The 22,975-nt window shown below is 60.8% G+C and carries 16 protein-coding genes; 10 read left to right on the forward strand and 6 right to left on the reverse strand.

All coding sequences use genetic code 11. The features are described from left to right. Positions 1-323: 323 nt before the first annotated feature. Together ACFQZG_RS06120 and ACFQZG_RS06125 are read right to left on the reverse strand one after the other, a co-directional pair. Positions 324-818 (reverse strand): hypothetical protein, encoded by a 495-nt coding sequence (locus ACFQZG_RS06120; RefSeq protein WP_378150673.1) that lies wholly within the window; start codon positions 816-818, stop codon positions 324-326. A 115-nt stretch (positions 819-933) separates the two neighbouring features. After that, a complete protein-coding gene (locus tag ACFQZG_RS06125) occupies positions 934-2,181 on the reverse strand; it encodes a carbohydrate-binding protein (protein ID WP_378150674.1) in 1,248 nt (415 codons plus the stop codon). A gap of 446 nt (positions 2,182-2,627) precedes the next feature. Here ACFQZG_RS06125 and ACFQZG_RS06130 point away from each other — a divergent pair, with 446 nt between their 5' ends. Genes ACFQZG_RS06130 through ACFQZG_RS06150 form a run of 5 tightly spaced genes read left to right on the forward strand, consistent with a single transcriptional unit; the run spans position 2,628 to position 7,491 of the window. Then, on the forward strand, positions 2,628-3,644 hold the full coding sequence (locus ACFQZG_RS06130; protein ID WP_378150675.1) for an NAD-dependent epimerase/dehydratase family protein: 1,017 nt from the start codon (positions 2,628-2,630) through the stop codon (positions 3,642-3,644). Positions 3,645-3,647: 3 nt separating this feature from the next. Further along, the gene (locus ACFQZG_RS06135) at positions 3,648-4,724 is read left to right on the forward strand and encodes a dihydrodipicolinate synthase family protein (RefSeq protein WP_378150676.1); all 1,077 of its coding nucleotides are present in this window, start codon (positions 3,648-3,650) and stop codon (positions 4,722-4,724) included. Then, entirely contained in the window at positions 4,714-5,394 is a 681-nt protein-coding gene (sdaAB, locus tag ACFQZG_RS06140) for an L-serine ammonia-lyase, iron-sulfur-dependent subunit beta (protein ID WP_378150677.1), read from the forward strand. The genes ACFQZG_RS06135 and sdaAB overlap by 11 nt, the downstream gene beginning before the upstream one ends. Beyond that, on the forward strand, positions 5,391-6,320 hold the full coding sequence (gene sdaAA, locus ACFQZG_RS06145) for an L-serine ammonia-lyase, iron-sulfur-dependent, subunit alpha (RefSeq protein ID WP_378150678.1): 930 nt from the start codon (positions 5,391-5,393) through the stop codon (positions 6,318-6,320). Before sdaAB ends, sdaAA begins: the two co-directional genes overlap by 4 nt. After that, positions 6,298-7,491 (forward strand): M20 metallopeptidase family protein, encoded by a 1,194-nt coding sequence (locus tag ACFQZG_RS06150; protein WP_378150679.1) that lies wholly within the window; start codon positions 6,298-6,300, stop codon positions 7,489-7,491. The genes sdaAA and ACFQZG_RS06150 overlap by 23 nt, the downstream gene beginning before the upstream one ends. A 60-nt stretch (positions 7,492-7,551) precedes the next feature. On the opposite strand, the gene ACFQZG_RS06155 is transcribed toward ACFQZG_RS06150, so the two are convergent. Then, on the reverse strand, positions 7,552-9,774 hold the full coding sequence (locus tag ACFQZG_RS06155; RefSeq protein WP_378150680.1) for an AraC family transcriptional regulator: 2,223 nt from the start codon (positions 9,772-9,774) through the stop codon (positions 7,552-7,554). A 340-nt stretch (positions 9,775-10,114) separates the two neighbouring features. Between ACFQZG_RS06155 and ACFQZG_RS06160 the strand changes: the two genes are divergently transcribed. The 3 genes from ACFQZG_RS06160 to lacZ all read left to right on the forward strand — a co-directional run bounded on the left by ACFQZG_RS06160 (position 10,115) and on the right by lacZ (position 16,347). Beyond that, positions 10,115-11,245, forward strand: coding sequence for a glycoside hydrolase family 88 protein (locus ACFQZG_RS06160; RefSeq protein ID WP_378150681.1), 1,131 nt, complete (start codon positions 10,115-10,117; stop codon positions 11,243-11,245). A gap of 20 nt (positions 11,246-11,265) precedes the next feature. After that, positions 11,266-13,137, forward strand: a complete 1,872-nt coding sequence (locus ACFQZG_RS06165; RefSeq protein ID WP_378150682.1) for a DUF2264 domain-containing protein — start codon at positions 11,266-11,268, stop codon at positions 13,135-13,137. Between the two features lie 147 nt (positions 13,138-13,284). Then, on the forward strand, positions 13,285-16,347 hold the full coding sequence (lacZ, locus tag ACFQZG_RS06170; RefSeq protein WP_378150683.1) for a beta-galactosidase, LacZ type: 3,063 nt from the start codon (positions 13,285-13,287) through the stop codon (positions 16,345-16,347). Between the two features lie 638 nt (positions 16,348-16,985). On the opposite strand, the gene ACFQZG_RS06175 is transcribed toward lacZ, so the two are convergent. Then, positions 16,986-18,005, reverse strand: a complete 1,020-nt coding sequence (locus ACFQZG_RS06175; RefSeq protein WP_378150684.1) for a Gfo/Idh/MocA family protein — start codon at positions 18,003-18,005, stop codon at positions 16,986-16,988. 32 nt (positions 18,006-18,037) lie between these two features. Further along, positions 18,038-18,922, reverse strand: coding sequence for a sugar phosphate isomerase/epimerase family protein (locus ACFQZG_RS06180; RefSeq protein ID WP_378150685.1), 885 nt, complete (start codon positions 18,920-18,922; stop codon positions 18,038-18,040). A 189-nt stretch (positions 18,923-19,111) separates the two neighbouring features. Here ACFQZG_RS06180 and ACFQZG_RS06185 point away from each other — a divergent pair, with 189 nt between their 5' ends. Then, positions 19,112-19,963, forward strand: a complete 852-nt coding sequence (locus ACFQZG_RS06185; RefSeq protein ID WP_378150686.1) for a helix-turn-helix domain-containing protein — start codon at positions 19,112-19,114, stop codon at positions 19,961-19,963. Here the strand turns inward: ACFQZG_RS06185 and ACFQZG_RS06190 are convergent. Continuing rightward, on the reverse strand, positions 19,914-20,783 hold the full coding sequence (locus ACFQZG_RS06190; protein WP_378150687.1) for a helix-turn-helix transcriptional regulator: 870 nt from the start codon (positions 20,781-20,783) through the stop codon (positions 19,914-19,916). The genes ACFQZG_RS06185 and ACFQZG_RS06190 overlap by 50 nt on opposite strands. Before the next feature lie 129 nt (positions 20,784-20,912). Here ACFQZG_RS06190 and ACFQZG_RS06195 point away from each other — a divergent pair, with 129 nt between their 5' ends. Continuing rightward, positions 20,913-22,868: a glycoside hydrolase family 127 protein gene (locus tag ACFQZG_RS06195; RefSeq protein WP_378150688.1), complete on the forward strand. Its 1,956-nt coding sequence runs from the start codon at positions 20,913-20,915 to the stop codon at positions 22,866-22,868. The last annotated feature ends 107 nt before the right edge of the window (positions 22,869-22,975 follow it).

Here is a 22,975-nt window from a genome sequence, read left to right on the forward strand (position 1 = left end):
GTTGCACTTTGTACATTTAATAACCGATATTCCGGGGTTGGACGGAGGCTTAGTTGCATTTTGTACAATTATTAATTGGATAATTAGCCCAAAAGCTGGAAGAGCGCTAAATTAGATGTACGAAATACAACTAACGTTCCACAAAACGAAGTAATCGACGAAATTAGTTGTACGAAATACACTTAGTGCGGGTGCGGGTGCGGGTGCGGGTGCGGGTGCGGGTGCGGGTGCGGGTGCGGGTGCGGGTGCGGGTGCGGGTGCGGGTGCGGGTGCGGGTGCCAATAAAGTGGCGCGAGGGAGCGATCCCTGCGTCGTTAAACAACTCACCGCCGCTCCGACAGCAACTCGTCCACTTGCGCCTTCATCGCGTCGATGACCGTCCGCTTGTAGCGAACGCCTCGCATCAACACGCGAACCTTCTGGGCTGGCGACAACCGCGCGAAGCGGGGCTCCTGCCGCAGGAAGGCGCGGATGATCCGCGAACCGGAAGGCTCGAGCTTCTCGGTCTTGAATTGGGGGAACTGCTCCAGCAGCTTCCGGTTGCGAAATCGTGCGAGCCACCCTCGGAAGTCCGATGCCGGGCCGCCACGGTCCACGATGCAAGGAACGAGCTGCTTCTTCGTATGTCGCACGAGGAAATCGTACCGGTCGCGTCCGCCGAGCAGCGAGTAGGTGCCGTCCTTCTTGTTCCGTCTGACCACGAGCAGGTGCACGCAGTCGCTCATCCATGTCTTGAGCTGGCGCCAGCGCTTCGAACGGCTCTGGGTATCGTCGGGCTTGATTTTACTCAAGGGCACGTACTGCAAGGTGAATCTCATGTCGAATCCACTCCTTGATGGAGTATATTCGCGAACGGCGCTGTCTTATGTCAGACGACAAACCCCCGCGAACGAATCGCGGGGGTCTTTTCCGAGCAATAAACGTTCAATCTACCTAGTACAGCTTCGTCATTTTCCACCAGTTCAAGTTAAACCCGCCGGTTGCCGCGTAGATGCCGAATTGATGCGTGCCGGCCGGTATCTGGACCTGATGGGACACGGTGCGGTAGGTGGTCAAGCCGCCGGTGTTCGGCAGCGTCAGCTGTCCGAGCAAGGTGTCGCCTTCGTTGATGTCGAGCGAGATCTTCGAATTGGCGGTGTTCGTCGCGATCCGGTACTCGACGATATAGGTGCCGGCGGTCGGGATGTTGACGTTGCCGAAGGCGACCCAATCCTGCGTGTCGATGCTGCCGACGTGTTGGCCTCCGCCCGTGTCCGGAGTCGTAGCCGAGATGACGCCGCTCATCGCGGTATAGCTCTCGGCCTGGAACAACCGGTTATAGCAACCGCCGGCGCTCAGCTCGCAGATTTCCGCCCTGTTGGTCGATACCTTCAGGTCGTCGTACCAGATATACGAATCGTTGGCCGGCGCGAAGGCGGCTTCCGCGCCGCCGAAGAACGAGGAGAAGTACGCTTTGTCGACGAGGTCCCCGTTCCGGACGAGACGAAGGCCGGTAATCTTGGCCGCGGACGCGCCGTTGTAGTAGATTTCGATCTCGCCGTCCGGATTCGCGTTGCCGTTCGTCACCGTGTTCACCTTCAGCCGCTGCACGATGTTGATCCACGTGCCCTTCGGATAATAGATGTCGGCGCCGTTGTTCTTCAGCACCGCGTAATCGCCGTACACGCCCGCGTTGCCCATGTGGTAGTAATAGATGGCGGCTTGACCGCCGCTTCGCCAGATCATGCGCGAGCTGAAGCCGTTGTATCCCGTGCACGTCTGACCGCCGGAGCAGGCGGCGCCGCCCGCGAGACCGAGTCCGAGCTTGCCGGCGAATTGCGTCGTTCCCCAGCTGAAGTCGCTGCTGAAGCGAACCCAGTAGGAGAGATAATACTCTCTGCTCGGCGTTAACGTGAACGGAGCTTGGGCGCCGGAGTTCTGCGGATCGATCTGTCCTTTCGGATAGAAAATGCGTAGCGACTGGCCGCCGGAATGATTGAAGTTGTAGCCGTCGATCCAAGAGCGGTTGCTCATGCCGAGCTCCCATGGAGCGCTCCAGCCGTCTGTCGCCCATTGCGAGAGCGTGTAGGCGCTGCCTCTGGCCGGTCGTTCGAACGTGTTGACCTTGGGAGCGGCGTAGGCGGAGATGGAACCGGTAAGCACGACGAGAAGCAGGGCAAGCAGGAAAACTTTCGTTTTCATAAATTACCTCCCATATCGTAGTCGGACAAGGTAATGCCGCATAGCTGCCGGATTCTGGTTGAAGCCGTCTCTCGACGGCGTGCCGCGTTGCCGTTCACCGCCTCCTTCCCTCGTCTGGGGCCGCTCTCCGCCGCGCAAGCGCGCTGTCCTTGGAAGCTTCCCGCGGTCAAGCGCTTGTGCCATACAAATTGTATCAATCCGAGCAGGCGCGTTATATCGTCCGATCTTCGGATTGTCGGCAGATCTATCTGTTCGAAGGCTCGTCGCGCCTATTATTTATTAAGATTGTTGACCGATCAGCGGATTGGGGGCGATGGCGTCTATAGACGACGTTTGGAGTCATTTAAAGACGAGAAATGGATTTGTCTTTTATTCGAAGCGTCCCTTAAGATGGGGGTAGGATCTCAAGCCGGCAAGGCATTGAAGACCGAGGGGAGAGCGGTACTGTGAGAACGATCGAAGAGCTGGAGCGCAAGCTGGCGGAACCGTCGGACGCGTTGATCCAAGACATGAAGAACATCGAAGGCGACATCGTGCTGCTGGGCGTCGGGGGCAAAATGGGACCGAGCCTGGCGTCGCTGCTCATGAACGCCATTAAGCAAGCGGGCGTGAGCAAGAAGGTGTATGGGGTATCGAGATTTTCCGAGGGCGGTCTGCGGGAGAGGCTGGAGGCGGAAGGCATCGTCACGATCGCGTGCGACCTGCTCGACGACGAGAAGCTTCAGGCGCTGCCGGACGCCCGCAACGTCATCTATATGGCGGGCAACAAGTTCGGAACGACCGGCAACGAATCGTTCACGTGGGCGATGAACGCTTACTTGCCGGGCCGGGTGGCGGAGAAGTACCGCGATTCGAACATCGTCGTGTTCTCTTCCGGCAACGTGTACCCGTTCACCGGCATCGGCGGCGGCGGGGCGGACGAGTCGGTCGCGCCTTCTCCGATCGGCGAATACGCGCAATCGTGTCTGGGACGCGAGCGGATCTTCGAGCATTTCGCGAAAAAACATAGCATTCCGATGCTCGTCTACCGACTGAACTATGCGATCGACATGCGCTACGGCGTGTTGCTCGAAATCGCCAAATCGGTCAAAGCCGGCAAGCCGATCGATATTACGATGGGACACGCGAACGTCATCTGGCAAGGGGACGCGAACGAGATCGCGATCCGGTCGCTGCTCGCTTGCGGCACGCCGGTCGAATACTTGAACGTCACCGGTCCCGAGACGATGTCGATCCGTTGGGCCGCCGAGCAGTTCGGCCGCAGATTCGGCATCGCGCCGGTATTCGAGGGGACGGAATCCGAGACGGCGCTGCTGAACAACGCGTCGAAGAGCCATCAGCGCTTCGGTTACCCGCGCGTATCGTTGCTGCAGTTGATCGACTGGACGGCGGAATGGGTCGAAGCGGGCGGCGCGACGTTGAACAAGCCGACGCACTTCCAAGAGAGAAAGGGGAAGTTCTAAGCGATGGAAATCTATCGGGCATTGTCCGCGGAGCAACGCCGGGCGCTGCATGAGGGCTTGGTCATTCCGGCGCACCCGCTCGCGCTGGATGCGGACCGGCGACTGGACGAGAAGCGCCAAAGGGCATTGACGCGCTATTATATCGCTTCCGGGGCGGGCGGCGTGGCCGTCGGCGTGCACTCGACGCAATTCGAGATTCGCGATCCGGAGCATGGACTGTACGAGATCGTGCTGCGGCTCGCGGCGGAAGAAGTTCGCCGGGCGCGTTTGGACCGTCCGTTCATTCAAGTCGCGGGCATCTGCGGACCGACGGCGCAAGCGTTGGCGGAAGCGGAGCTCGCCGCGGGACTCGGCTACGACGCCGGACTGCTCAGCATGGGCGGGCTGGACGGCTGGTCGGAATCGGACATTCTGAAGAGAACGGAGCAGGTCGCGGCGGTTATTCCCGTCATCGGCTTCTACTTGCAGCCGTCGGTCGGCGGCAGAACGTTCAGCTACGCGTTCTGGCGGGCGTTCGCGGACATTCCGGGCGTCGTCGCGATCAAGATGGCGCCGTTCAACCGGTACCAGACGATCGACGTCGTTCGCGCGGTATGCGCCTCCGATCGCCGGGACGAGATCGCCTTGTACACGGGCAACGACGACAATATCATCGCCGATCTGCTGACGACGTACCGGTTCCAAGTCGACGGACGTCCGGTGGAGAAAGCGATCGTCGGCGGCCTGCTCGGCCATTGGGCGGTATGGACGCGCAAGGCGGTAGAGCTGTTGGACGAAGTGAAGCGCGTCCGCGAAGGCGGCGCGATCGATAAGGAATGGCTGACGCGGAACATCGAGACGACCGACGCGAACGCCGCCTTCTTCGACTCGGCGAACAAGTTCGCGGGCTGCATACCGGGCATTCACGAGGTGCTGCGGAGACAAGGCTTGCTGGAGGGCACGTGGTGTCTGAACCCCCACGAGCAGCTATCGCCGGTGCAGCAAGAGGAGATCGAGCGGATTTATCGCGATTACCCGCATCTGAACGACGACGAATTCGTGGCGAGTCGGTTGGAAGAATGGCTCTCCGATGCGGTTTAAGGACGTCTTCTCCATTATCGGGCCGAGCATGATCGGGCCGTCGAGCTCTCATACCGCGGGAGCCGTTCGACTGGGCCGGGCGGCGCGCCAGCTGTTCGGCAGCCAGCCGCGGAAGGCGGAAGCGACGTTCTTCGGTTCGTTCGCGGACACGTACCGGGGACACGGCACCGACGTCGCCGTCGCGGCTGGGCTGCTCGACATGGACACGGACGACGAGCGGATCGCGGACGCGATGCGGCTAGCCGAGGAAGCGAAGCTGGACTACGTCATCCGTACGGGGAGCGGCGCGGCGACGCACCCGAACACGCTGTCGCTGGCTCTCAGCGCGGGTCGTAAGCGGCTCAGCATGACCGGCTGTTCGATCGGCGGCGGCAATATCGAGATCGTGGAAGTGAACGGCTTCGATCTGAAGTTCACCGGCAATTATCCGACGCTCGTCGTCTATCACGGCGATCGGCCGGGCATGCTGGCGGAGCTGACGGGCTTACTCGGCGAGGCGGGAATCAACATCGGGCACATGGACCTCGACCGCAAAGGGCGGCGAGGCGAAGCGGCGACGGTCATCGAATCGGACGCGGCGATCGCGACGGGCTTGCGGCGCCGCATCCGCGCGCTGCCGGACGTCAGAGGAACGGGCTACATGGACTTGAACGGCGGTGAGGGAGCATGAGGTTCCGCACGTTGCGCGAGCTGGCCGATCTATGCGCGGCCGAGGGCAAGACGATCGCCCGGCTCATGCTCGAGGAGCAGGCGAACGAATCCGGCCGAAGCGTCGAAGAAGAGTGGAAGCACATGGCCTCGTATTACGCCATTATGAAGGAAGCGGTGCGCAAAGGCGTCGTATCCGACCGAACGTCCCGAGGCGGATTGGTAGGCGGCGATGCCAAGCGCGTCCATGCGCGCTCGGGTCGCGAAGACGCGTCGCTCGGGACGCATGCGGGCACGGCGATGGCTTACGCGCTGGCCGTATCGGAAGTGAACGCATCCATGGGGCGAATCGTCGCGACGCCGACGGCCGGCTCTTGCGGCGTCATTCCCGGCGTATTCGTCAGCAGCCAGGAGAGATTCGGGTGGGATGACCGAATCTTAATAGAAGGTTTGTTCAGCGCGGGCGCTATCGGGTACGTCATCGCCAATCGATCGTTCATCTCCGGCGCCGAGGGCGGCTGCCAGGCGGAGATCGGATCGGCGATCGGCATGGCGGCGGGCGCATTGGTCGAGATGATGGGCGGCGATCCGCATCAAGCGGTGCATGCGGTCGGATTGGCGCTGAAGAACACGCTCGGCTTGATCTGCGACCCGGTAGCCGGACTGGTCGAAGTGCCTTGCGTCGTCCGCAACGGCTTCGGGGCGGTGAACGCTCTGGCCGCCGCCGATATGGCGCTCGCGGGCGTTCGCAGCGCGATTCCGTCGGACGAAGTCATTCAAGTCATGAAGGACGTCGGCAACGCCATGCCGGACATCCATCGCGAGACGGCGCGCGGCGGTCTCGCGATGACGCCGACCGGCAAGGAAATTACGCGGCAGCTGGCCCGGGAACGGGGCGAGCCGTCAGGGAAGGGAGGCGATGGCGATGAACGCGGAGAGCATACGTGAGTTGTTGCCGGCGGCGCGCGAGCTGGAAGGCGAGATCGTCGGCTTGCGCAGGCGGCTCCATCAATATCCGGAGCTGAGCTTGGAGGAAGCCGAGACGTCCGCCGTAATCGGCGCGTTGCTCGAGGAGCTCGGACTTTCGGTGCGCAGGGGCGTAGGCGGATACGGCGTCATTGCCGAGCTGCGCGGCGCCAAGCCGGGGCCGGTCGTCGCGCTGCGCGCGGACATGGACGCGCTGCCGATTCAGGAAGAGAGCGGATTGCCGTTCGCCTCGAAGATTCCCGGCAAGATGCACGCCTGCGGCCATGACGCGCACACGGCGATGCTGTACGGCGCGGCGAAGCTGCTGGCGGCAAGGAAGGGCGAGCTGGCGGGAACGGTGCGGTTTATTTTCCAAGCGGCGGAAGAAGTGAACGAGGGAGCGAAGGCGATCGTGGCGGCGGGCGGGCTGGACGGCGTCGACGAGATCTACGGCCTGCATAACGCTCCGACGATGCCGGCAGGGAAGATCGCGACGCGGGCCGGGAGCATGATGGGCTCCGTCGATCATTTCTCCGTGGAGATCCAAGGCAAGGGCGGTCACGGGGCGATGCCTGAGCAGTGCGTCGACCCGGTCGTCGCCGCGTCGGCGATCGTCCTGTCGCTCCAGACGGCGGTCAGCCGCGAGCTGTCCCCGTTCGATCCGGCCGTCGTTACCGTCGGAAGCATCCACGGAGGCAACGCGTACAACGTCATTCCGGACCGGGTCGAGCTCGGCGGGACAGCGCGCGCGTTCTCCGCCCGCGTCGGAGAGCAGTTGCCTGACGCGATCGCGAGAATCGTCGAGCGCGTCGCCGAAGCGCATCGCTGCACGGCGGACGTTCGCTACAAGCGGATGGTGCCGGTGCTCGTCAACCGCGAGGACAACGCCCGGACCGTGAACCGCGTTGCGTCGTTGCTGCTCGGCGACGATCAAGTCGGCGAAGCGATGCCCGTCCTGGCCGGGGAAGACTTCTCCGTCTATCTCGAACAGGTGCCGGGCTGCTTCTTCTGGCTTGGCGCTGGACCGCAGGATAATGCGGAGCAGGCTTACGGTCTCCATCATCCGAAGTATACGCTCGACGAAGGCTGCTTGGCGATCGGCGCGGCGATGTTGGCCGCGATTCCGCTCTACCGCGGCGGCGATTACGAATAAGTAAAAGCGTTCGTTCCGATGTCTATCGATCGGGACGAACGCTTTTTTCTGTTACGCGCCTCAGTGATTCGCCTTGCGGAACTCCGCCGGCGTGACGCCTGTCGTCTTCTTGAACATCCGGTGGAAGTAAGAGCTGTTCGTGTAACCGGTCCTTTCGGCGATCTCGGATACCGGTTCGTCCGTCCGAACGAGGAACTCCTTCGCCTTCTCGATCCGAATCGTATTGATCATGTCGACGATGTTCGTGAGCGTGTGCTGGCGGTACACGCGGCTGATATGGTAGGAAGACATCTTGAGCTCGTCGGACACGTAGTTCAGGCTCAGATTCGGATCGTGGAAGCGGGTCGTGATAATTTCGTTGATCTTGCGGATCAAGTCTTCCTGCTTGTTGCTCCGCTTCTCGAACGCCTTCGTCTTCAGCGTCTCGAAGAACGCCTGCATGGCCGTCGTCAATTCGTCCAGCGTCTCGTGGTGCTCGATGCCGGGGATGATCAGCTCGGTGCCGATATGGAGCCGCAAGCCGTTGCGTTCGATCTCGGCGAGCATGTTGCTAAGCGAGACGGTGACGTGATTCGCGGCGGAGTGGGTGACGCGGAACGGATGCTCGGCCGTCTCCTCCATGATCTCCCGGAACAACGCGGTCGCTTCGTCCGTCTTGCCCGAGACGAGCGCGTCCAGCATCTTCCGCTCCTTGACGACGGAGAACGAATGCTTGTCGTCGCGCAGCGCGGCGGAAGCCTCGATCAGTGCGCCCCTGCCTTGGAAAAAGCGCTGGTTCGACGTTTCTTTGGCCAGCTTGAACATAGCGTGCAGCTCGTGCGGGCTCTTCGACATCGGAGTCAGCGTGACGGTCATTCCGATCCGGATATATTCCATGCAGGCGGTCTGAATATCCCGAAGCATCGGTTGCAGCGATTCCGGCGCCGCATGATCGTCCTCGAACGTGTTGAACAGCATCAGTATGCCGTCGTCTTCCAAGTCTACCGATTCGACGTTGTACTGCTTGGAGCAGATCTCCGTCGCGATATTCATGATGGCGAACTTGAACGTCAGCATGTCCTTGTGGCTCTCGTCCCGGATCCGGTCGAACCGGTCTATTCTCAAGTAAGCCAACCGGTACGGCATCGTGAAGTCGAACGTAATGCCGGTATTCCTCAGCTTCTCCAGCTGAATCTTCGAGTCGAACTCCTGGATCTGAATGAGCTTGCGCAGCGTGTTCTGCCGAAGCGTATAGGTGCTGTTCCGCCGTTCGGATTCGAGGTCGATCATCCGGTTCTCGATGCGGTGGATCGGAACGTATAGGTAACGGGACATGATCCAGGCCAGCAGCAAGCCGACGGCGAGAATCACGGATGCGATCTGAAGCGTCGTCGTCCGAATTTCCAGCGACTTCGCCGTTACTTCCGAATAAGGAGTCACGCGAACGTAATGCCAGTCGTAGGGAGTAGGAGCCGTATACGTAATCAGCGATTTGACGCCGTCGAAGTCCGCGATCTTGAAGCCGGCTTCTTCGCTGCGGCCGAGAAGCTTGATCAGCTCGGCGTCCTTCTCCTCCAGATCGACGTTCGTCAAGTTGTTCACGGTCAGAATGGCGTTGCGGTCGTCGACGAGGAACGTGCGGTCGCTGCCGGCCGAGATGACGCTGCCGAGCTCCCGGTTAATCCAGGAAGCCGAGATGTTCACGATGACGGCGGAGTTGATCTTCCGCTCGAAGCCGATCGCGTCGTAGCACAGGAACGTGTAGACGCCTCGGTCCGTCGCATCGGCCGACGTCGACGTAATGAATCTCGGAACGGGCGCGAACGGTTTGTAGACTTGATAGTTGTCCAGAATGCCGACGATTTCCTCGTCCTTGATCTCGCTCTCGGCGAAGACGCCTTCCTGCCCCGTCTGTCCGGCGATGATATATTGGCCCGAACTCTCGTTATAGATGTAGATCGAGTCGATGAACGGCATCGTGGACAGATAGCTTCGAAGGCTGAGTATCGAGCCTTGGATATCGAAGGCGTCGGGCTGGCTATAGTAGAGCATGCGATTAATGGTCGGATTGCGATAGATTTGGAAGGCGACCGTCTGGGCGCTCTGCGTCGTGTTGGCGACGGTGCTGCCGGTCTGCCGTAAATTCCCGAGATCGCTGTCGAACGCTTCTTCTTGAAGCACCCGGGAGAAGATGAAGTAATAGACGGAGGAACTAACGACCAGGAGCAACACGATGCTGAGGGTAATGCCGAGCAATAACCGGACGTACAGCTTGCCGTTGCGTCTGATTTTGTTTAACCGCAAGATTGTTCCCCCCAAGAATAGCGATGCGTATTGTTCATAGGAATGGACTTCTGCTTCATTATACCTGCACATATCGGACCGTCACAGTGTTTGGATTCCCACTTTATGAACTAACGAGATGAAGGACTATGAACAAATCGAACAGGGGTGAACGATTTTGCGGTTTGCCGCCGGGGCGCGCCGGGAGCGGCTTTACGCAACGAACCGCACCATAATTCATCCCCTCATGTTCGTTTCGTTCAGTGAGTGCACGAGAGTACTATAGTCATCCTTGATCCGGAATTTTACACTTAGTTCATGTCCGATGATGAATAAGCAGAGACGAACGGGAGGCTTCGGCATGATCGATGACGGACGACTGTGGGTTGAGGAAGCGCGGGAGCGCATTATCCGGAAGGTGTCGCGAACGAGCGACAGAATCGGGGATCGGTTTCCGCATGCGAGCATAGACGGACAATATCGCTTGGAGCCGGCTTCCTGGTGGACGGCGGGCTTCTGGCCCGGTCTGCTGTGGCTCGTCTACCGGGAAACCGGAGAGGAGAGGCTGAAGCTGCTCGCCGAATCGTGCGAGATTCAGCTCGATCGGGTCATCTTGGATTACGACCGTCTCGACCACGATATCGGCTTCATGTGGACGCTTACCAGCGTCGCCAGATATAAGCTGCTCGGCAGCGAATCGGCCAAGCGCCGAGGCATGCTGGCCGCGAACTTGTTAATGGGGCGCTTCAATTCGCGCGGAGGCTTCATCCGGGCATGGAACCCGTGGAAGCCAGGCGACGACAACGCCGGATGGGCCATTATCGATTGCATGATGAATTTGCCGCTGCTGCATTGGGCGACGCGAATATCCGGCGATCCGCGCTACAAGCATGCGGCGGTCGCCCATGCGGACACGGTACTGAATCACTTCGTACGCCCGGATGGCTCCGTCAACCATATCGTCGTCTTCGATCCGGACACCGGCGATCGGACGGAAGCGCTCGGCGGACAAGGTTACGCGCCGGATTCGGCATGGTCCCGCGGCACCGCCTGGGCGCTGTACGGCTTGGCGTTGGCTTACCGGAATACGGGGCAGGAGCGTTACTTGCAGGCCGCGAAGAACGTCGCGCACTTCTTCATCGCCAACTTGCCGGAAGACCGCGTGCCGCATTGGGATTTCCGCATTCCTCCGGACGTGCCCCGGCATCGAGATAGCTCCGCCGGCGCTTGCGCCGCCTCGGGACTTCTCTTGCTGTCGCGTCTCGTCCCGGACGGCGAGAAGCCGCTCTATCGCGATACGGCCGCAAGCATGCTTCATTCGCTCTACGCGAACTACGGCGCTTGGGACCGGGACGACGAGGAGGGGCTCATCCTGCACGGAACGAGCCATTATCCGGAAGGACGCAACGTCGACGTGCCGCTCATCTACGGCGACTACTTCTTCGCGGAAGGAATCGCCCAACTGGCCGGCCGCGAGGAGCTATTCTGGTAAATCGGGGAGGAGAGAAGAAGATGACGAACGCGGCGATCCCGATTCGAAGCAATCGGCTGAAGACGAGACAGGACGTTCAGGAGGCGGTATGGCAACTGTGCGAGCCGCCGACGAGCCGGTATAGTCCGGGCGGGGCTCATTTGAAGCTCGGGGAGACCGGCTCGGGCTGTACGGAAGAGACGGCCCGGATGGAAGGCTTCTCCCGCGTGCTATGGGGACTCGCGCCGCTTGCCGCGGGCGGAGGCGATATCGGCGAGGAGCTATGGGAGACCGTTCGCGAAGGCATTCGCAACGGCACGAATCCAGAGCACGAGGAATATTGGGGCTCCGCGGGCGATTACGACCAAAAGCTCGTGGAGATGGCCGCGTTCGGGCTGGCGCTTGGGCTCGCGCACGACAAGGTGTGGACGCCGCTGGCGGAAGCGGAGCGTCAACGGTTGTACGCGTGGCTGAACCAGATCAACGAACGGGAGCTATACGACTGCAACTGGCTCTTTTTTCAAGTGATGGTCAATCTCGGGTTCAAGAAGCTGGGCCTGCCTTACGACGCGGAGCGAATGAACGGGCACTTGGACAAGCTCGACGGGCACTACTTGTCCGGCGGTTGGTATTCGGACGGCATCGGCGGTCATAGCGACTACTATGTGCCGTTCGGCTACCATTATTACGGGCTCGTGTACGCGACATGGATGCGGGACGACGATCCGGAGCGCGCAGCGCGGTATATCGAGCGGGCCAAGGCATTCGCGAACGACTTCATCTATTGGTTCGCCGGCGACGGCTCGGCGCTGCCCTACGGCAGAAGCATGGCGTACCGATTCTCGCAGGCGGCGTTCTGGAGCGCGTTGGCGTACGCCGGCGCGGAGGCGGTGCCGTACGGGATCATGAAGGGCATCGTGCTGAGACATTTGCGGTGGTGGTTCCGACAGCCGATCTTCGGAACGGACGGCACACTGTCGATCGGGTACGCGTATCCGAATCTGGTCATGGCGGAAAATTACAATGCCCCCGGATCGCCGTATTGGGCGTTCAAGACGTTCCTTCCGTTGGCGCTGCCGGACAGCCACCCGTTCTGGCAGGCGGAGGAATTGCCTCTGCCGGACTTAGCCGACCGTTCCGTTCAACGCGAGCCTCATCTCGTGCTGTTGAGACAGGCGGACAACGACCATGTGCTAGCCTTCAACGCCGGGTATCCCGGAACGAACGGGCATACGCACGCGTCGGCGAAGTACGAGAAGTTCGTCTATTCGAACAAGTTCGGCTTCAGCGTTCCGCGCGCGGAGTGGGGGCTCGACCAGGGCGCTTACGATTCCATGCTCGCCCTGAGCGAGGGGGATAACCTGTACCGGGTGAAGCGGACGTCCGAGCAATCGCGGATCGAGGATAACGTCCTCTTCATGCGATGGAAGCCATGGGCGGACGTCGAGGTGCGAACGTGGATCGTCGCAGGTTCGCCTTGGCACGCGAGGGTGCATCGCATCGACACGAAGAGGGCGCTCGACGTCGCCGACGGCGGCTTCGCGCTAGGCATCGAGGACGGGGACGGCAAGCGAAGCTTGCGGGAGCAGCGATCCGATGAGGCGAATGAAGCGCTGGCAGCCTCTTCATGGGGAGAGAGCGGAATCAAGGTGCTGTACGGTCCGGGGCGGGCGGGGCTCGTTCGTCCGAACGCGAATACGAACGTGCTGCACGCCCGGACGATCATTCCGACGGCGACGGCGAGCTTCGCTCCCGGCGTCCATTGGCTCGCGACCGGCGTATACGGGCAGCCGGCGGGAGGCATGGACGAGCGGACGAACGCTCCGTCGGTAACGATCGCGGGCGATCGGTTGCGCGTAGCGATGGACGGTAGAACGTTGCTCGACATTCCGTTCGCGAAAGATCGCGAATGAGCGAGAATCTACTGCATACGTTCGTCGGATAACGGGTTGCTTCGGGACACGCGTATCGGTAAAGTGGAATTCAGGAACGGCAAGCCGGTCGCGACGTCGATCGATGCTTGGAGCCGAGAGACAGCATAGACGGGAGATCGATGAATCATGACGAATAGACAGCCGAGCATCGAATGGTTAAGCGACGTGAGCGTATTCCGGGTGAACCGGTTGGACGCGCATTCCGATCATAAGTATTACGAGACGATGGAGGAAGCCTTGGCGGGCGGGGACATGCCGCTTCGGCATTCGCTGAACGGCGATTGGAAGTTCAGTTACGCGGCGAACGTCGCCAGCCGTTGCGAGACGTTCTATAAGAAGGAATTCGATTGCAGCGGGTGGGCGGACATTCGCGTTCCCGGCCATATCCAATTGCAAGGCTGGGGCAAGCCGCAATACGTCAATACGATGTATCCGTGGGACGGGCTGGACGGCGTGCGACCGCCTAACATTCCCCAGCGTGACAATGCGGTAGGCAGCTACGTGAAGTCGTTCCGGGTTCCCGCGAACATGAAGGACAAGCCGGTGTTCCTCTCGTTCCAAGGCGTGGAATCCGCGTTCTTCGTCTGGCTGAACGGCGAGTTCGTCGGCTATAGCGAAGATAGCTTCACGCCGTCCGAATTCGATCTGACGCCTTATATCGGCGATGGCGAGAACAAGCTGTCCGTTGAAGTGTATCAACGCAGCACGGGCAGCTGGCTCGAAGATCAGGACTTCTGGCGGTTCTCGGGTATTTTCCGCGACGTGTACCTGTATACCGTACCGGAATGCCACGTGCAGGACTTACGCGTGCGCGCGGAGCTCGACGATTCGTATGCGCAGGGGACGCTCAAGGTCGATCTGAAGCTGTCGGAATCGTCCGCGGCCGAAGGCGCGACCGCACGAATCGAACTGGCCGACGCCCAAGGGCGGATCGTCCTGTCCGAGACCGGTTCGTTCGTCGGCGGCGTGCTTAGCGTTGTCTCCGAAGCCGGTAAGGTGATTTTGTGGAGCGCGGAAAGTCCGTACCTGTATTCGGTCCGTATCTCGATCTTGAGCGCTGAAAGGCGCGTCGTAGAGGCGATCGTCCAGAAGACCGGCTTCCGCCGGTTCGAGCTGAAGGACAAGCTCATGCGGCTCAACGGCGAGCGCATCGTCTTCAAGGGCGTCAACCGCCACGAGTTCAATTGCCGGAGCGGACGCAACATCACCCGCGAGGACATGCTGTGGGATATCAAGACGCTGAAGCGGAACAACATCAACGCCGTGCGGACCTCCCACTATCCGAATCAGACGTTGTGGTACGAGCTGTGCGACGAATACGGCGTCTACGTCATCGACGAGATGAACTTGGAATCGCACGGTTCGTGGCAGAAAATGGGGGCGGTCGAGCCGTCCTGGAACGTTCCCGGAGACAAGCCGGAGTGGCAGGACATCGTCATGGATCGCGCGCGTTCGATGCTGGAGCGGGACAAGAACCATGCGTCGATTCTTATCTGGTCGTGCGGCAACGAATCGTACGCGGGAGAGGTTATTCTGAACGTCTCGAATTACTTCCGCGAGACGGACCCGAGCAGGCTCGTCCACTACGAGGGCGTGTTCCACAACCGCGAGTTCGACAGGGCGAGCGACATGGAGAGCCGGATGTACGCCAAGCCGGCCGATATCGAAGCGTATTTGCGGGCGAATCCGGACAAGCCGTACATCAGCTGCGAATATATGCACGCGATGGGCAACTCCGTCGGCGGCTTGCACAAGTATACCGAGTTGGAAAATAAATACGACCAGTACCAGGGCGGCTTCATCTGGGACTACATCGATCAGTCTCTGATCAAGGAAGACCGTTACGGCAAGGAGTATCTCGCCTACGGCGGGGACTACGAGGACCGGCCGACGGACTACAGCTTCTGCGGCAACGGCATCGTCTTCGCGGACCGGCGCGAGACGCCGAAGATGCAGGAAGTGAAGTTCCTATACCAGAACTTCGAGCTGACGCCTTCCCGCGAGGCGATCGCCGTGCGGAACGGGAATCTGTTCGAGGGGACGGACGGGCTGCGGCTGGCGTATCGGTTGTTGAAAGATGGCACCGAAGTATACGCAGGCGTCACGGACGTCGACGTCGCTCCGGGCGGCGAGACGGCGGTTCAGATCCGGCTGCCGGATACGGACGGCGTCGCGGGCGAATATTGCGTTCAGGCGTCGTTGACGTTGAAGGAAGCGACGCTGTGGGCGGAGGAAGGCCACGAGGTCGCATTCGGCGAAGCGGTGTACTTGGAGGAAGCGCGGGCGGGAAGCGTCTGCGATGCCGTCGCCGATGCGCCGGGAGGCCGATTGACGGTCGTCGTCGGCGACGTGAACATCGGCGTGACGGGAGACGGCTTCGCGGTTCAATTCTCCAAGCAGGTCGGTTCGTTGACGTCGCTCCGTTACGGAAGCCGCGAGATGATCGCGGTTCCGCCGATGCCGAACTTCTGGCGGGCGCAGACGGACAACGACAAAGGCTATAACCACGTGAATACGGCAGGCGTATGGTTAGCGGCCAGCGTGGGCCGCCGTTGCTTGAAGACCGAGATGCGCGAGGAGCAGGGCAGCGTGTCCGTATCGTTCGAGTACGCGTTCGGCGCGGTGCCGGGCGTCGGCGTAACGGTCGCCTATACCGTGACGGCGGACGGCAGCATCCGCGTTCGTACCGACTACCGGGGCGCGGCCGGGCTGCCGGACGTTCCGATCGTCGCGCTGACGTTCAAGACGTCCGCTGACTACGATCAGTCGGAATGGTACGCGCGGGGGCCGGAAGAGAACTATTCGGACCGCTCCCGCGGCGCGCGCCTGACGACGTTCCGCAAGTCCGTCGCCGAGCTTCCATCGAAGTATTTGGTGCCGCAGGAATCGGGCAACCGCACCGGCGTGCGCAGAGTCGGCCTGACGAACAAGACCGGCGTCGGCATCCGGATCCAAGCGGATCCGGGCGCGCCGGTCGAATGCAACCTGTCGCCGTATACGGCGTTCGAGCTCGAGAACGCGGCGCACAGCTGGGAGCTGCCGGCCGTGCACTATACCGTCGTCACGGTCGCAGGCAAGCAGATGGGCGTCGGCGGCGACGATAGCTGGGGCGCGCCGGTGCACGAGGAGTACCGGATCCGCGCGGACCGCGACATGACGTTCGCGTTCACGCTGTCTTCGATCGGCTAAGGAGTAGACGAACAACCCCCTGTTCCGGCGGAACAGGGGGTTGCTGTTGTTCGCGTGTTTCGGTAGCGTGGTGTGTCTCGGGAGCGTTGTTCGCGTAAATACGGTGCCTGTTCGTGATTTCTCGTGTGTGTTCGTCTATATCGGGTGTATGTTGGTGTGCGGGAGATTGACATAGATGGGAAATGTGTTCGAATTTTCATATATAATTGGCGCGGAATGGAACATCCGGGTTATTAGATATGATTTTTCGAGTTTATTCGGAGTGCGCTACCAAAAAATGAAAATTGTACTCGAAAAACCAAACACATTACTTTCAAGCCGGATAACCAACAATAATATATTCGAAAAACCGAATATAATCGAAACCCCGACATGAAACCGAACCCCGACACGCAACCGAACCCCGACACGCAACCGAACCCCGACACGCAACCGAACCCCGACACGCAACCGAACCCCGACACGCAACCGAACACCTACAAGCAATACCACGCGGTACACATCCATCGCAAGCATCCGCCGATTCGCCGAAGCGTCACTCGATTGCGCAGCGCCCCGCCGCGCGCCAACGAATAGAGGCTATCCCTGAGTCGGCAATCAACGCCGCCCATGGATAGCCTCTATTCATCGTACCATCTTTACAACTTAACCTTCTGTCCCGTCCGCGCGCTCTCGATGGCGCCGAACACCATTGCCATGCTCTTGATGTTGTCCGTGCTGTCCGTCTCGGCGAGCCGGCCGTCCTCGAGCGAGGAGAACATCTCGTCCAAGCAGCCCCAGTGGCCTTCTTGCCCGAAATAGATGTCCTTGCTCTCGATGCGGAGTTGCTCGCGGATGAAACCTTCCGGCTTGTCCGGGTTCGCCCGCTCGCCGTACGGCATCGAATGGCCGTCCCAGCGGACGCTGCCCGCGCTGCCGATGACTCGCCAATCCGATTCCCACGAAGTGTTCAGTCCTTCCGAGCACCAAGAGCCGCGGTAGGTGAACACGGAGCCGTCGCTCATCTCGTAGATGCACACCGCCGACGCGTTGCCCTGGTACCACGATCCCGGAGGGTTGAACTCGTGGCAGTAGACGGACACCGGGTCCGCGCCGCTAATGAACCGCGCCTGATCGAACGTATGGATCGCCATGTCGACGATGAGCGGGCTGTCCATCGCGTCGCGGAAGCCGCCGAAATGCGCGCCGATGTAGAAATCGGCGTTCAGCGAACCGACCGTGCCGATCGAGCCGCCGCGCACGAGGTCGCGAAGGGCGCGAATCTGCTTCAAATATCGGCGGTTCTGCATGACGGCATACCGCTTGCCCGTCTCCCCGCTAACCTTGACGATCTCCAGCGCATCCTCGTAAGACTCGGCCATCGGCTTCTCGCCGAAAACGTTGCAGCCCGCGCGCATCGCCGTCGTGACGATCTGCTTGTGGCTGGCCGGAATCGTGACGTCGAACACGAGGTTCGCGTCCGTCGCCGCCAGCGCCGCGCCGAGATCCGTGAACGTGGGCACATCCAAGTTGCGCTTCTTCGCCATTGCCTTGGCGCTGTCCTCGAAAATATCGACGAGGCCGACGACGGTCGCGTTCGGGCGCTGCGCCGCGTAATCGAGCCACGTGTTGGACATGCCGCCGCAGCCTGCGACGACGATTCGATGTTGTTGCGTCATGATTGGTTCATCTCCTTAATCGTTAACCTCGTTTATTCGATCGGATTCGGGACGAAGTCGCCGCCGCGGCATCTTTTCAAATAATTCAGACCGTGGACTTGACCCGTCATCTCCAGCTCCCCCCGGTACACCGGATCGTGCCAGCCTTCGATATCGATGCTGCCCGTATAGCCGGCTTGGCGCAGAATCGTAATGATATCGGTCCAGTTCGAATCGCCGAAGCCCGGCGTCCGGTGCCAGACGAATTCGCGCGGGCCGTGGATGCCGTATTCCTTCACGACGTCCCAGGCGATCGTCGCGTCCTTGCCGTGGACGTTGAAGATCTTGCCGACCCACTTGCGAAGCTGCGGGATCGGATCGATCAAGCTGACCATCTGGTGGCACGGTTCCCATTGAAGGCCGACGTTGTCCATCGGCATGGCGTTGAACATCATCTCCCACGCGGTCGGATTGTGCGCGATGTTCCAGTCGCCGTTATCCCACGTGCCGCCCATGTCGCAGTTCTCGAACGCCAGCTTGACGCCGCGCGATTCCGCGCGTCTGGCCAGCTCTCCGAACACTTCGCCGAAGCGCGCCATCGACTCGTCGATCCGCCCGGGCAGCCGCCCGGTGAAGCCGGTGACCAGGTTCGTGCCGAACGCTTCCGCCGCGTCGATGAGTCTCTCCCAGCTCGCGAGCGTGTCCGCGTTGTCGCCCGTTCCGGTAAGCGGATTGCCGAAGACGCCGATGGAAGAGATGACGACGCCGTGCGGTTCGACTTGCTCGCGCACCCGCTTGGCGATCTCGTGCAGATCCGCGCCGTTCGTCGATTGCCAGAACGTAAGACCGAACGACTCGAAGCCGTGGGGGATGATTTGGGGAATGACTTTCGCGGCGTTGCCGCCGCCTACTAACGTGCCGATCCGTATCGAATTCATGCTCGCGCTCCTCGCTGTCGTTTGCTCGTATACACTTCCACCATCGTACGTTATGATAACCGGGGAGACTAGCAACGATATCGCGAACAATTCGCACGATCTTACGTTTATTTCACAGAATCGGCCAATAGATACGCGCAATGAGATCGGAATGTCGTAAAATCGTACTTTTGACGAGGAGGTGCTCGCATGACGGTTAATCCGCTGAAGGAAAATACGGTGCTGCCGGATCGGACGTTCCCGATCAACGTGTTCCGGGTCGGCGACATTTACCAGCATTGGCACGACCATATCGAATGGGTATACGTGAAGGAAGGGCAGGCGAGAATCCAGATCGACGGCTCGTTCGAGACGCTCGCCAGGGGAGAGCTCGCCTTCGTCAATTCGAAGCAACTGCATAGCGCGGTCGTGTCGGCGCCGGGGACGGAGCTCGTCTGCATCGTGTTCAACGAGGCGCTCGTGCGGGGCAGCGGGCTGGACATCACGGAGCATCATTACTTCGTGCCGTACTTGCAGCGGCAGCAGCTATGGCCGAACTGGATGCGCGCGGACGCGCCGGACATCGGGGAGATGAACGCGGCGTTCACGCGGTTGCTGGTCGAATTCGACCGCAAACAACCCGGCTACGAGCTGCTCGTCAAAGCCGAGCTGCTGCGCATCTTCGGCCTGTACTTCCGCTACGCGGAGAGCAGCTCGTCCCAGCCGCTGACGCGAGCGGCGCAGAAGCCGTACGACTTCTCGAGCCTGCTGCAGACGCTGCGGGAACGGTACAACGAGACGGTCAGCGTAGGAGAAGCCGCTCGGATGGTCAGCTTGAGTCCGAACCACTTCTGCAAAATTTTCAAACAGGTTACCGGCAAGACGTTCGTCGATTACATCCACACGCTAAGGGTACAGGAGGCGGAGCGGCTGTTGCGCGACACCGATTACCCGATCTCGGACATCGCGGACCGCGTCGGCTTCTCCGACATGACCTACTTCGGTCGCGTGTTCAAGAAGGTGCGGAACCAGGCGCCTTCGGCGATCCGGCGGGGGATGTGAACCGCTTGCGGAACCGCAGCGGCGATTCGCCGAAGTGCTCTTTGAAGCAATTCGAGAAATACGGCGCGTAGCGGTAGCCTACCTGCTCGGCGATGCGCGCGACGGGCCAGTCGGTCTTGAGCAGCAGCAGTCGAGCTTGCTCCATCCGGTACCGGAAGGCGTACTCCATCGGCGTGCACCGGTGGACCTCCTTCATGCAGCGTGCGACGTAATTGGGGTGGAAGTGCAGCGCTTCGGCGATCGACTCGTTCGTCAGCTCGGAGCCGTAATGCTGGCGTATATAGGCGGACGTCCGGTCCGCGATCGACTCGGAGGGAGAAGGGCCGGCGGCCTTTCTCCCTTCTTCCATCTGGCGGAGCAGCTCCCAGAACGCGCTCTGCTGCTCCCATCTCGCGACCGAGCGGGCGACGAAGGCCAGCTCTTCGATCCGCAGCATTAACCGCGCCGTATAGCCGACGTCCGGCGCGATCCAGCGTTTGGGCAGCGCGATCGCTTCCGGCTCCGGCAAGTCCGCCGTCTGCCTCCATTCCGACCCGCTTCGAAAATGCAGCCAATGCATCACCGTCCGCTCGCCGCACGGCTTCGTCGGATAATGATGGCCGTTCGGCAGCAACAGCAGCGCATGCCCCGCGTGCAGCGTCCATTCCCGCCCGTCCTCCCCGATATGAAGCGCTCCCTCGGCGATGAACAGAAGGTCGAACACGCCGATATTAGAGCGGTTCAGATGCATCTCCCCCGGCTCGTACACCATCGTCCCGCTCTCCAGAAAATAAGGGAAGGGCGGCGAATCCAAGGATACGATGAGCGGTTCTTCGGTCATTTTCGTTCGCCCCTTTAGTGTGAGATTTTATAATTATGAGGTTGTTATAAGTTCTATTTTACAATAATCATATGATCTACAATAGATCGCATGAGGGTAAAATAATGACATTTCAACTGGAGGACCAACATGCCGACGAATCGAGCAACCATCGCAGATCCATTCTGGTCGTCTTACGAGAGCCTCGTGCGAGACACCGTAATCCCTTATCAATGGGAGACGTTGAATGACCGCGTCCCCGACGCGGAGCCTAGCCATGCGATCCGCAACTTCCGTATCGCCGCGGGGCTGGAAGAGGGCGAGTTCGCCGGCTTCGTCTTCCAAGACAGCGACTTGGCCAAGTGGCTCGAGGCCGTCGGCCATTCCTTGGCGTCGCACCCGAATCCGGAGCTCGAGCGGGTCGCGGACGAAGCGATCGACCTCGTCATCGCCGCCCAGCAGCCGGACGGCTACTTGAACACGTTCTTCACGATCAAGCGGCCCGATCTGCGCTGGCGCAGCTTGACCCATTGTCACGAGCTGTATTGTGCCGGCCATATGATAGAGGCCGCTGTCGCTTACTATGACGCGACCGGCAAGCGGAAGCTGCTGGACGCGATGTGCCGGTTCGCCGATCATATCGATTCGACGTTCGGTCCCGAGGAAGGCAAGCTGCGCGGTTACGACGGCCACCAGGAGATCGAGCTGGCGCTCGTGAAGCTGCATCGGGCGACGGGCGAGGAGCGTTATTTGAAGCTGAGCGAGTTTTTCATCGACGAACGGGGGCAGCAGCCGTACTTCTTCGACCGGGAGTACGAGAGAGGCGATCTGTTCTCGCCGTGGACGCCGGAAGGGAAGTCCGACAAGCCGGATAACGCGTATCATCAGGCTCATCTGCCGGTACGGGAGCAGACGGTGGCTCTCGGCCATTCCGTGCGGGCGATGTATATGTACGCGGCGATGGCGGACCTCGCCCGGTTGAACGGCGATCGATCGCTGCTCGCCGCATGCCGTACGCTGTGGGACAACACGACGAACAAGCAGATGTACATTACGGGAGGCATCGGGTCGACGCATCACGGGGAAGCGTTCACGTTCGATTACGACTTGCCGAACGATACGGTGTACGCGGAGACGTGCGCGTCCATAGGTCTGATCTTCTTCGCGAATCGGATGTTGGAGCTGGAGGCGAAGAGCCATTACGCGGACGTGATGGAACGGGCGCTGTTCAATCTCGTGCTTGCGGGCATGGCGCAGGACGGCCGCCATTACTTCTACGTTAATCCGCTCGAAGTATGGCCCGAAGCGAGCGCGGGCAATCCGGGCAAGCGCCACGTGAAGCCGCTCCGTCCGAAATGGTACGGTTGCGCGTGCTGTCCGCCTAACGTCGCCCGGTTGATCTCGTCGCTCGGCGACTACGTATACACGGCTAACGAAGAGACGGACACGATCTATGCGCACCTGTTCATCGGCAGCGATTACAAGGCGACTTTGGGCGGGCGGCGGATCGCGCTGAGCCAGCGCACCGCGCTTCCGTGGCAAGGAGACGTGAAGTTCGAGGTATCGCTGGAAGGACCGGCGCGGTTCAAGCTGGCGCTGCGCGTGCCGTCCTGGTGCGCGGAACAGCCTTGCCTCACGATCAACGGCGCGATCATGGAATATGCGTCCGATGTCGTCGACGGCTACGCCTACATCGACCGCGAATGGGCGGACGGCGATAAGGTCGAATGGCAGCTGCCGATGCGCGCGGATTGGATCGTCGCGCATCCGGAGATGCGGGCTAACGCAGGTAAGGCGGCCATCCAATACGGCCCGCTCGTCTATTGCCTGGAGGAAGCGGACAACGGCAAGCCGCTCGCTTCGTTCTCGGCTCGCCGGGATGCGCCGTTGCGCGCGGCGTTCGATCCGGACTTGCTCGGCGGCGTCGTCGCGATCGAGACGGAAGGGCTGCGCCGGACGTCGGACGGCTGGAGCGGAGGGACGGCTTATGCGCCGATCGGAGCCGGCGAGACGTTCGAGAGCGTTCGGTTGCGCGCGGTCCCGTACTTCCTGTGGGGCAATCGGGGCGGCGGCGAGATGAGCGTGTGGGTGAGGATGGAGTCGTAGGGGCGGGGATATCAGTAACGTTATGAGACAGCGTTAAATCGTCATCTGTTGGGATTCCGCCGCAGTAACGTTATGAGACAGCGTTAAATCGTCATCTGTTGGGATTT

Source organism: Cohnella sp. GCM10027633, assembly GCF_042675445.1.
Classification (GTDB): Bacteria; Bacillota; Bacilli; order Paenibacillales; family Paenibacillaceae; genus Cohnella.